Raw genomic sequence first — 11529 nt, forward strand, 5'->3', positions numbered from 1 at the left:
AGCACCTCTCCCTGCTAGTGTGATCATCAGCAGGCTTACTATCCGCCTGCTGACATTCCCATCGTAGAGGAGCAGGCCGCATGGGCACCGTGAAGGACATCGTCCGCCAGATCGTCGTCATCTCGAGCATGGTGTTCGCCATCGTGGGCTCGGCGTTCGGCTCCGGCGCGTTCAGCGACGAGAGCATCCAGAACGCGTCGAGCGGTGCGCTCAGCGCGAGCTACACCCCCGTCGCGCCGGCCGGCCCCGCCTTCTCCATCTGGAGCGTCATCTACCTCGGCCTCGTCGCGTACACGATCTGGCAGGCGCTCCCCGCCCAGCGCGCCGACGAGCGCCAGCGCCGCGTCGGCTACCCGGTCGCCATCACCCTCGTGCTCAACGCCGCGTGGATCCTCAGCGCGCAGGCCGGTCTCCTCGTGCTGAGCGGCGTCGTCATCGTCGCGCTGCTCGTGACGCTGATCTGGACCTTCCGCGCGCTCCTCGCCACCCGGCCGCGGAACCTCGTCGAGGGCATCGTGCTCGACGGCACCATGGGCCTCTACCTCGGGTGGGTGAGCGTCGCGACGATCGCGAACATCACGTCCATCCTCACCGCCTCCGGCTTCCAGCCCGGGACGGCCGGCCGCGACGCGTGGGCCGTCGTGCTCCTCCTCGTCGCCGGGGCGGTCGGCGTGCTGCTCGCGCTCCGCGACGGCGGGCGGCTCGCGCCGACCGCGGCCATCGCGTGGGGGCTCTCCTGGGTCGCCGTCGGACGGCTCACCGGCGAGCTCCTCTCGACGCCCGCGGCCGTCGCGGCGCTGGTGGCAGCCGCCGCCGTCGTGGTCGTGACGCTGATCGCCCGGACGCGCGCCGGCTGGGCGGGACGCACCGCGCGGCCGGCGGTCGCCGGCCGCTAGCGGGCCCGGCGCCAGCGCGGCGTCGGCGCTCCGGCGCCCTAGCGCCCCGCAGCCGCCCGGTAGGCCTCGTCGGCCGCGTGCTTCGCCGCCACGAGGCGGGTGATGCGGCGGTCCGTGTCGGCGTCCGGCCGAGCGAGCTCCGGGTGCGCGGCCCGCCACGTCACGATGCCGCGGACCGCCAGGTGGAACGGGATCCGCGGCTGGAAGGCGGGGACGAGCCGCCGGATCCTGGTCGTGTCGAAGACCGCGCTGTGGGAGAGGTCGCCGAGCACCAGCTCGGACCAGCCCCAGTCGGGCTCCACGACGGGGAACTGCTCGGCGGGCACGTGCACCAGGCGGGCCTCGACGCCCAGGGCCTCGGCGACGAGGTGGTGGATCCGGTCCCACGTGAGGACGTCGTCGCTCGTGATGTGCAGGGCCTCCCCCACGGCCCGCTCGTCGCCGAGGATGCCGACGAGGCCGACCGCGAAGTCGTCGGCGTGCGTCAGGGTCCAGAGCGAGGTGCCGTCGCCCGGCACCACGACCTCCTCGCCGCGCGCGATGCGGTCCACGACCGTCCAGTCGCCGGCGAGCGGCGGGCTCGCCTCGTCGTAGGTGTGCGACGGGCGCACGATCACGACGGGGAAGCCGCCCTCGGCGTGGTGGCGGAGGAAGGCGTCCTCCATCGCGATCTTGTCGCGGGCGTAGGCGAGGAACGGGTTCGCCCGGAGCGTCGACTCGGTGATGGGCGTCTGCAGCGCGGGCTTGCGGTAGATCGACGCGGAGCTGATGGCGACGAACTGCCGCGTGCGGCCGGCGAACGCGGCCACCCGGCGGTCCGCTCCGGCGGCGTCGTAGGAGAGGAAGTCGACCACCGCGTCGAACGTGCGGTCGCCGAGGGCGGCGGCGAGCGCGGCGGGATCCTGGACGTCGGCCACGAGGGTCGTCACGCCCTCGGGGACGCCGCGACCCTTCGCGTCGGCGCCGCGGTTGACGACGGTGACGTCCATGCCCGCGGCGGCCGAGGCGCGGACGCAGGCGGCGCTGATGGTGCCCGTCCCGCCGAGGTAGAGGACGGACAGGGACGCGGCGCCGGGGATCATGTCGTGCACGCTACGCCGCGGGAGCCCCCTTCCCCGCTCGGCGCGAGGGGAAAGCTTTCGGGTATCCGCGGCGCGGTGGACGCCCCGCGCGGCCCCCGCGTAGGTTCCGGACGACCGCACCGACGCGCCCGTCCGTCGCCCGCGTCGTCCGCCCTCCCGTCCGCCTGACCGGACGAGTCGGACCGGCGGCGGGCGGCCGTGGCGCCCGCTCCTCGAGGGGACCCATGACCGCCACGCCCGCCGCATCCGCCGCCTCCCCCGCCTCCGGGCGCCGACCCGCCGCGATCCCCGACGCGCGCCGCGCCGACGCCGTCATCACCCTCCGCGACGCCTCCGGGGAGCCGCTCGCCCACGCCGACGTGCAGGTGGAGCAGGCGCGGCAGGAGTTCGCGTTCGGCAACATCGGCTTCGACCTCATCCCGCTCGGCAACGGCGAGACGGACCCGGAGCAGGCCGGCATCGAGATCTTCGGCGGCGCACGGCTCGAGGGCCTGGAGCGGCTCGCCGAGCAGTGGCTGGCCGTGTTCGACACCGCCACGCTCCCCTTCTACTGGGGCCGCTTCGAGCCCGTGCGCGGACGCCCCGACACGGAGCGGCTGCGCACCACGGCCCGCTGGCTCCGCGAGCGCGGCGTCGACGTCAAGGGGCACCCGCTCGTCTGGCACACGGTGACCGCGCCGTGGCTGCTCGACCTCCCGCTCGAGGAGGTCGAACGGGTGCAGCGGGAGCGGATCCGGCGCGACGTCGGGGACTTCGCCGGACTCGTCGGCACATGGGACGCCATCAACGAGGCGGTCATCATGCCCGTGTTCGACCGCGAGGACAACGGGATCACCCGGCTCGCGGCAGCCCGCGGGCGCCTCGCCATGGTCCGGCTCGCGTTCGAGGAGGCGCGGGCGGCGGACCCGGCGGCCACCCTCGTCCTCAACGACTTCGACCTCTCCCCCGCCTACGAGGAGCTCATCGAGGAGGTCCTCGGCGCCGGCATCCCGGTCGACGCCATCGGCCTGCAGACCCACATGCACCAGGGCTACCGCGGCGAGGAGCAGGTGCTCGGCATCGTCGACCGGTTCGCGCGCTTCGGGCTGCCCATCCACCTGACCGAGACGACGCTGCTGTCGGGCGACCCGATGCCCCCCGAGATCACCGACCTCAACGACTTCCAGGTGCGGAGCTGGCCGTCCACCCCGGCGGGCGAGGAGCGTCAGGCGGACGAGATCGAGCGGCACTACCGCTCGCTCGTCGGGCACCCGGCCGTGGCGGCCATCACCTACTGGGGCCTCACCGACGACGGCATGTGGCTGAACGCCCCCGGCGGGCTCGTGCGGGCGGACGGCACGCCGAAGCCGTCCTACGAGGCACTGCGTCGACTGATCCGGGAGGAGTGGCGCCTGGCGCCGACGACACTGCGCGCGGACGCCGCCGGACGCGTGGCCGTCACCGCCTTCGCGGGCGACGTGCGGGTGTCCCACGCGGGGCGCGAGGCCGTCGTGCCGGTCGCCGCGGGGGCGTCGGCGGTGGGGGCGGTGGTGGGCTAGGAAGGGACGCGGGGGGCGACCGCCCCCCGAAGTGGGGAAGCCGCCCGGAGGCCGTCACCTCCTATGGTTGTCGGAGCAGCAGACGATCGTCCATATGCCGTACCCGCGGCGGACACCGGCCGTCCACGTGCTCACCCGGCACGAACCGCTGCAGCCCCTCGCACGACGGCTCCGTCGGTCCCCTACCCAGGATCGCCGCGCCTACCTCCCCGCACCACCCACCTGTAACCCGAAACGCAGGCACTCACCCGATGAACCCGTCATCGGCGCTGGACCGAGCCCGTCGGCCGCGCCTCCCCGCATCCACCCGCACCTCCGAGACCCCTCGCCGGCTCGACGCGCTGCTCGGCACGCGATGAGCACCACGAGGAACCGCCCCGCGACCCGGGGCGACCGCACCCGCGTGCGCGCCGAGCGCCGTTCCGCGCACCGCCCGATCATCGGATCCGGCGTCGCGCCGGCCGCCCCCGCCGTGCCCTCGGGCCGCCGTTGGGCCCGTGACTACCGCACCCGCCTGATCGCGAGCGACTGGGCGATCATCGTCGCGACCGTCCTGGTCGCGCAGCTCACGCGCTTCGGCACCGCCGACGCCGCGGTCGAGGCCGGCGCGGTGCAGCTCGACTACGGGATCGTCTCCGTCGTCGTCATCGGCGCGTGGATCGCCGTGCTCGGCGCCTTCCGCACCCGCGACGCCCGCATCGTCGGCGTCGGCGTCTCCGAGTACAAGCGGGTCGTCAACGCGTCCGCCATCACGTTCGGCGCCCTCGCGATCGGCTTCCTGCTCCTCAAGGTCGACATCGCCCGCGGCTACGTCGTCATCGCCTTCCCGCTCGGCGTCGTGGCGCTGCTCGTGGCCCGGTGGAGCTGGCGCCAGTGGCTCATCCGCCGCCGCATGCAGGGCGCGCACCTCTCCCGCGTGGTCGTCGTCGGCAGCCGGGCGGACGTCGAGGACGTGGCCACGCAGATCCTGCTGCGTCCCGCCTCCGGCTACACGGTCGTCGGCGTCGCGATCGACGACCACCTCGACGGCCTCGAGGTCGCCGGGCGCACCATCCCCGTCGTCTCGGACCTCGGTTCCGTCGCCGCCGCCGCCGCCCGCACCGCCGCCGACGCCGTCATCGTCGCGAGCCAGCCCCGCGCCGGCAGCAACGCCGTCCGCACGCTCGGCTGGGAGCTCGAGGGCTCGTCGATCGAGCTGGTGCTCGCCTCGCGGCTCACCGACGTCGCCGGTCCCCGCATCCACTTCCGCCCGGTCGAGGGCCTCCCGCTCATCCACGTGGAGATCCCGCAGTTCGAGGGCGGCAAGCACGTGATGAAGCGGGCCCTCGACATCGCCGTGGCCGGCGTCGCGCTCGTGATCCTCGCGCCCGTGATGCTCGTCCTCGCGATCGTCGTGCGCATCGACAGCCCCGGCGGCGCCATCTTCCGCCAGGAGCGCGTCGGCAAGAGCGGCCAGGAGTTCCACATGCTGAAGTTCCGCTCGATGCGGGTCACCGCCGAGGCGGAGCTCGCGGCGCTGACGGCGGCCAACGAGGGATCCGGCCCGCTGTTCAAGATGCGGAAGGACCCCCGCGTCACCCGCGTGGGCGCCGTGCTCCGCCGCTACTCGCTCGACGAGCTGCCGCAGCTGTGGAACATCCTCGTCGGCGACATGAGCCTCGTGGGGCCGCGCCCGCCGCTGCGCACCGAGGTCATGGGCTACGAGAGCCACGTGCACCGCCGTCTGTTCATCAAGCCGGGCCTCACCGGCATGTGGCAGGTGAACGGCCGGAGCGACCTGAGCTGGGACGAGAGCGTCCGGCTCGACCTGTACTACGTCGAGAACTGGTCCCTGACCGGCGACGTCATGATCATGTGGCGCACCTTCCGTGTGCTCACCCGACCCGTGGGGGCTTACTAGCATGTCAACGATCGAACCGCGCCGACTCCGCATCGCCATGGTCGGGACCCGGGGGGTCCCCGCCGCGTACGGCGGATTCGAGACCGCCATCGAGGAGATCGGGCAGCGCCTCGCCGCCCGCGGCCACGACGTCACCGTCTACTGCCGCTCCACGAACCGCGCGCGTCCCCGCACCCACCTCGGCATGAAGCTCGTGCACCTGCCCGCGCTGAAGACCAAGTCGATCGAGACGCTCAGCCACACCGCGCTGTCCGCGATCCACCTGGCCTTCGGCCGGCACCAGGACGCGGCGTTCGTGTTCAACGCCGCCAACGCGCCGTTCGTCCCCCTCATCCGCTCGCGCGGCACGGCCACGGCCGTCCACGTCGACGGGCTCGAGTGGAAGCGCGGCAAGTGGGGCCGCATGGGCAAGAAGTACTACCGCATCGCCGAGCAGATGGCCGTGAAGGACGCCGACGCGCTCATCTCGGACGCGCAGGGCATCGCCGACTACTACGACCACGAGTTCGGGATCCCCACGGAGCTGCTCACCTACGGCGCCAACATCCTCCGCGACCCCGCGTCGGACCGCCTCGCGGAGCTGGGCCTCGAGCCCGGCGGCTACCACCTCGTCGTCGCGCGCTTCGAGCCGGAGAACCACGTCGACGTCATCGTCGACGGGTACACCGCCTCGGACGCGACCCTGCCGCTCGTCGTCGTCGGATCCGCGCCGTACTCCGCCGCGTACACCGACCGCATCGAGCAGGTCGCCTCGGCCGACCCGCGCATCCAGCGCCTCGGCGGGGTGTGGGACCAGGAGCAGCTCGACCAGCTCTACGCCCACGCGCTCACCTACATCCACGGCCACTCGGTCGGCGGCACCAACCCGTCGCTGCTGCGCGCCATGGGCGCCGCGACCGCCACGCTCGCCAACGACAACGTCTTCAACCGCGACGTCCTCGGCGACGACGGCCGCTTCTGGTCCGACGCCGCGGGCGTGGCCGCCCTCGTCGAGGGCGCGGAGGCCGCGGCCGACGAGGCCGCCGCGATCGGCGCCCGCCTGCAGGAGCGCGCCGAGGAGACGTACGACTGGGATGCGATCGCCGACGGCTACGAGGAGCTCGCCGCCCGCATGACGCGCGGCTACTCGACGCGCGGCATGAGCCGCGGCGTCCGCTCGGCCACCCGCTGGCAGCCGGAGCTGCGCGCGAGCGACGCCACCCGCACCTCCTTCCTCCTCGAGGAGAGCCGATGAGCGCCGCGACCGACGCCCGGACGGAGTCGTACCTCGACGTCGTCCGCCGCCTCGCCTCCGCCCAGAAGAAGGCGGCCCGGGGCGCCCCCGCGTACTCGATCCGCGTCAACCGGCCCGCCGGCCGCCTCCTCGCCGCCTGGGCGTTCCGCGCGGGCCTCACCCCGAACCAGGTGACCGCGATCAGCGCCGCCTTCACGTTCAGCGGCATCGCGATCCTCGCGCTCGTCGAGCCCGCCGCGTGGGTCGGCATCGCCGTCTGGCTGCTGCTCGCCGTGGGCTACGCGTTCGACTCGGCCGACGGCCAGGTCGCGCGCCTCCGCGGCGGCGGCTCGCTGTCCGGCGAGTGGCTCGACCACGTCGTCGACTGCATCAAGATCTCCTCGCTGCACCTCGCCGTGCTCGTGTCCATGTTCCGCTGGCCCGCCACGGACTCCGACCTGTGGCTCCTCGTGCCGATCGCCTACGCGATCGTCGCCGCGGCGAGCTTCTTCGCGATGATCCTCAACGACCAGCTGAAGCGCGTGCACGCCGTCACCGGGGCCACCGCCCCCGAGGCCGGCCGCTCGACGCTCCTCCGCTCGCTGCTCGTGATCCCCACCGACTACGGCTTCCTCTGCATCGTGTTCGCGCTGCTCGGCGCCCCCGTCGTATTCCTCGCCGTCTACACGCTGATGATGCTGGCCAACGCCGGGCACCTGGCGCTCGCGTCGGTCAAGTGGTTCCGCGACATGGGCGCGCTCGACGCGCGTCGTGCCGCGGCCGCCGCGTCGACCGCCGCACCCGCCGCCCGGGTGACCGCGTGACCGCGTTCGCCGGCACGGAGCACGCCCTCGTGCAGGCCGACGACGAGGGCGCGGACCTCCGCGGCCGCACGGTCCTCGTCGCGCACCCGAGCGCCGAGCTGTACGGATCCGACCGCGTGCTCCTCGAGTCCGTCGCGGGCCTCGTGTCCGCGGGCGCCCGCACGGTCGTGACCCTCCCCTCCGACGGCCCGCTCGTCGACGCGCTCATCGGCGTCGGCGCGGTCGTGCACCACGCGCCCACGCCCGTCCTGCGGAAGTCGATGCTGCGTCCCCGCGGCTTCGCGGCCCTCGTCGGCCAGTCCGTCCGCGGACTGTCCGCGGGCATCGGCCTCGTGCGCCACGTCCGTCCGGACGCCGTCTACGTCAACACCGTCACGATCCCGCTGTGGGTCCTCGTCGGCCGCATCACGCGCCGCCCCGTCCTCTGCCACGTGCACGAGGCCGAGGGATCCGCGTCGCGCACCGTCGGCACGGCGCTCGCCCTGCCGCTCGCGCTCGCCACGAGCGTGGTGGCCAACAGCCGGTACAGCGTCGACGTGCTCGCGAAGGCCCTGCCCCGGGTCGCCGGGCGCACCGACGTCGTCTACAACGGCGTCCCCGGCCCCGCGGAGGTCGTGCCGGCGCGCGAGACGCTCGACGGGGGGCTCCGGGTCCTGTACGTCGGCCGCCTCTCGGACCGCAAGGGCGTGGACGTCGCCGTCGAGGCGATCGTCGAGCTCCGCGACCGCGGGGAGCTCGCGACCCTCGACATCGTCGGCGCCGTCTTCCCCGGCTACGAGGCGTACGAGGAGCAGCTGCGCACGACGATCCGCGTGCTCGGGCTCGAGGACCTCGTCACCCTGCACGGCTTCCACGCCGACGTGACCCCGTTCCTCGCCGCCGCCGACGCCTGCGTCGTGCCGTCGCGCGTCGACGAGCCGTTCGGCAACACCGCCGTCGAGGCGCTGCTGGCCGCACGGCCCGTGGTGGTCAGCGACACCTCCGGCCTCCGCGAAGCCGCAGGCGGGTACGAGTCGGCGCAGCTGGTGCCGCCCTCGGACCCCGCCGCGCTCGCGGACGCCCTCCAGGACATCGCGACGGACTGGGACGCGTTCCGCGCCCGGGCCATCCGCGACCGCTTCCGCGCCGAACACCGGCACGGACCTGAGCTCTACCGGCAGCGCATCGCGCGGTCGGTGGGCGCGATGCTCAGCGCGGCGAAGCGGCGCTAGCGCATCCCGGGCCGCTCCCGCCGCTCCCGAACGGGGGCCGCGGAGAGCGGTCCATCGCACGCCCGCCGGGAAGCGGACGGCACACACTTGATCACGACACGAGAGACGGGGGGCGGGCACATGGATCCGCACGACTACTGGACAGCGCTCCGACGACGATGGATCACAATCGTCGCGCTCGGGCTCGTCGGCGGGGGCGCCGCGTACGGCTACGCGAGCACGCTCTCGCCGAGCTACCGCTCCACGAGCAGCGTCTTCGTCTCCAGCACGCAGGGACAGACCACGACGGAGCTCGTGCAGGGCTCGACCTTCTCGCAGAACCTGGTCCAGTCGTACGCCCAGCTGGCGACGACCCCCGCGGTGCTCGAGCCCGTCATCGCGCGGCTCGGGCTCGAGGTGACGCCGACTGCCCTGGCGCGGTCGGTCACCGTCGACACCCCCCTCAACACCGTCATCATCGACGTGTCCGTGACCGACAGCTCCCCAGAGCAGGCGGCCCGCCTCTCGGATGCGGTGAGCGACTCGCTCGCGGACGTCGCGGGCGAGCTCGCGCCCGAGAGCGCTGGCGGTGACCCGTCGATCGCCCTGACCACGGTCGCGGAGGCGCAGGTGCCCCGCAATCCGATCAGCCCCAACACGCGGCTCATCGCGCTGACGGGAATCCTCGCGGGCCTCGCGCTCGGCGTGGTCTACGCCCTGGCACGCCAGATCCTCGACACCCGGATCCGCACCGAGCGCGACGTCGAGCGGGTCACGGAGGCTCCCGTCATCGGCTCCGTCGAGCGCCGCGACCGCGCGGACGGGGTCACGCTCCTCGCCGCCCCCCACAGCGCCGCCGCCGAGGGGTACCGGCGCATCCGGACGAACCTGGAGTTCGCCGACGTCGACACCCCGATCCGCTCGATCGCCGTCACCAGCGCGCTCCCCGGAGAGGGCAAGACCACCACCGCGGTGAACCTGGCCCTCGCGCTCGGCGAGCACTCGGACCGGGTGCTCCTCGTCGACGCCGACCTGCGGCGCCCGACGGTGGCGGACCAGACGGGCCTCGAGGGCGTGGTCGGGTTGACCACCGTGCTCGTCGGCGCAGCCTCGATCGAAGACGCGGTCCAGCCGTGGGCGTCCGGCGTCCACGTCCTGACCTCGGGCTCGGTGCCCCCGAACCCCAACCAGCTCCTCGGCTCGGCCGCGATGGCCTCGCTGATGGCCGACCTCACCGCACGGTACGAGTTCGTGGTCCTCGACAGCCCGCCCATCCTCCCCGCCGCCGACGCGCTCACCCTCGCCCACCTGACGGACGGCGCGCTCCTCGTCACGCGCGTGCGGACCACGCGCCGAGCGCAGCTCGCGGAGGCGGCCGACGCCCTCGACGGCGTGAACGCCCGCACGCTGGGAGTGGTGCTGACGCGGGTGGCGCCGTCCCGCCACACGACGTACTACGGACCGGTGAGCACGGACGGCGCGCCCGTCGCCACGTCCATGCCCACCGCCGTGAGCGCTCCCGCCACCGCCCCGGCTCCCGCGGACCCCACCGCCGGCGTCGCCGCGTCCCCGACTCCGGACGAGACCACGGCCACGACCCCGGAGGGTGCCATCACCCCGGAGGACGCCGCGACCCCTGCCGTCGACCCGGCCGCGGAGGCGTCGTCCGAGACCGCCGTACCCGCTCCCCGGAGCGCCCGCGTGGAGGAGCAGCCCGCCCTCCCCCGCCGCACGAGGACACGGAGCCGATGACCGCGTCCTCCGTCCCCGCGCTGCGGTCCTCGCGGGTCCGCCTCTACGAGTCGCTGCGCACCGCGCACCTCGAGCGCGCCCATCAGCTCGCGCCAGCGAGCATCCTCTACCGGGTCACGCGGTACGACTTCGACCACGATGCCGCGCGGGGTCTCGACCTCGTCCAGGCGGGCCGCCTCCGCGCGGGCCTCGTCCTCCTTAGGTCGGACGTGCGCGTGCTCGAGGTCAACGAACCCCTCATGCTCTCGAGCCTGCCCGCGACCGCCGTCGCGCTGGCCGCGGTGGGCATGCGTCGCATGGTCGGCCGTCCGCGGACGTCCGTCGTCACCTACGCCATCGGCAACGCGGACCCGTTCGACGCCCCCGTCGGTCCGCGGCTCAGGTCCCGCCTCCGGCGGACGGGTGAGCGCCTCCTCGCGCGCTGGGCGATGCGCCGCGTCGACCGCATCGTCTACGGGACCGCGGGCGCGCAGGAGGTCTACCGGGCCGTCCTCGGGGGCTCCCGCGCGGATGCGTCCGCCGAGCTGGTGCTGGCTCTCCCCGAGCCGCACGATGCCCGGCCGAGCGACGCCGATCCCGGCAGCGTCGTCTTCGTCGGCGCACTCAGCGAACGCAAGGGCATCCGCGTGCTCCTCGCCGCATGGCCGTCCGTCCGTGACGCCCGGCCCGACGCCGTGCTGCGGATCCTCGGCAAGGGCCCCCTCGAGGCCGAGGTCGCGGCCGCTGCGGCGAGCGATCCCTCGATCGTGCTCGAGGTCGACCCCGAGCGCTCCCGCATCCACGCGGCCATGCGCTCGTCGGCCGTGCTGACGCTCCCCTCCCAGCCGAGCCCGACGTGGCGCGAGCAGGTGGGGCTCCCGATCGTCGAGGGCCTGTCTCATGGCTGCACCATCGTCACCACCACCGAGACCGGCCTCGCGGACTGGCTCCGCGAACTGGGACACGGCGTCACGGCCGATCCGGCCTCCCCCTCCGAGCTGGCTGCCGTGCTCGTCGACCGCCTCGACGCGCCCGTGGCCCGCGACGCGGTGCTGAGCGCGCTTCCGCATCGGGACGGCCGGCTCGCGGCGGACGACGTCCTGTTCGCGGCCACGGCCGACGTCGCGGCGGGACGGGCATCGTGAGCCGACGCGG

Annotated in this window: 9 protein-coding genes; 8 read left to right on the top strand and 1 reads right to left on the bottom strand. The window is 74.1% G+C overall.

Annotated features, from left to right (window positions below):
• Positions 1 to 80: 80 nt before the first annotated feature.
• Positions 81 to 896 (top strand): TspO/MBR family protein, encoded by an 816-nt coding sequence (locus AC07VC_RS10875; RefSeq protein ID WP_494675271.1) that lies wholly within the window; start codon positions 81 to 83, stop codon positions 894 to 896.
• 38 nt (positions 897 to 934) lie between these two features.
• Here AC07VC_RS10875 and AC07VC_RS10880 read toward each other — a convergent pair whose 3' ends face one another.
• Positions 935 to 1978 (bottom strand): NAD-dependent epimerase/dehydratase family protein, encoded by a 1044-nt coding sequence (locus AC07VC_RS10880; protein ID WP_494675270.1) that lies wholly within the window; start codon positions 1976 to 1978, stop codon positions 935 to 937.
• 224 nt (positions 1979 to 2202) lie between these two features.
• Here AC07VC_RS10880 and AC07VC_RS10885 point away from each other — a divergent pair, with 224 nt between their 5' ends.
• From AC07VC_RS10885 to AC07VC_RS10915, 7 genes are all read left to right on the top strand, one after another.
• Positions 2203 to 3516: an endo-1,4-beta-xylanase gene (locus AC07VC_RS10885; RefSeq protein WP_494675269.1), complete on the top strand. Its 1314-nt coding sequence runs from the start codon at positions 2203 to 2205 to the stop codon at positions 3514 to 3516.
• Between the two features lie 355 nt (positions 3517 to 3871).
• Complete coding sequence (locus AC07VC_RS10890; protein ID WP_494675268.1) at positions 3872 to 5416, top strand: sugar transferase; 1545 nt, start codon at positions 3872 to 3874, stop codon at positions 5414 to 5416.
• A 1-nt stretch (position 5417) separates the two neighbouring features.
• The gene (locus tag AC07VC_RS10895) at positions 5418 to 6650 is read left to right on the top strand and encodes a DUF1972 domain-containing protein (protein WP_494675267.1); all 1233 of its coding nucleotides are present in this window, start codon (positions 5418 to 5420) and stop codon (positions 6648 to 6650) included.
• Positions 6647 to 7453, top strand: a complete 807-nt coding sequence (locus AC07VC_RS10900) for a CDP-alcohol phosphatidyltransferase family protein (protein WP_494675266.1) — start codon at positions 6647 to 6649, stop codon at positions 7451 to 7453. The genes AC07VC_RS10895 and AC07VC_RS10900 overlap by 4 nt, the downstream gene beginning before the upstream one ends.
• Complete coding sequence (locus tag AC07VC_RS10905; RefSeq protein WP_494675265.1) at positions 7450 to 8664, top strand: glycosyltransferase family 4 protein; 1215 nt, start codon at positions 7450 to 7452, stop codon at positions 8662 to 8664. The genes AC07VC_RS10900 and AC07VC_RS10905 overlap by 4 nt, the downstream gene beginning before the upstream one ends.
• 120 nt (positions 8665 to 8784) lie before the next feature.
• Positions 8785 to 10395, top strand: coding sequence for a tyrosine-protein kinase domain-containing protein (locus AC07VC_RS10910; RefSeq protein ID WP_494675264.1), 1611 nt, complete (start codon positions 8785 to 8787; stop codon positions 10393 to 10395).
• Complete coding sequence (locus AC07VC_RS10915; protein ID WP_494675263.1) at positions 10392 to 11519, top strand: glycosyltransferase family 4 protein; 1128 nt, start codon at positions 10392 to 10394, stop codon at positions 11517 to 11519. The genes AC07VC_RS10910 and AC07VC_RS10915 overlap by 4 nt, the downstream gene beginning before the upstream one ends.
• Positions 11520 to 11529: the final 10 nt, after the last annotated feature.

Source organism: Clavibacter sp. GW821-FHT01D01 (assembly GCF_059422605.1).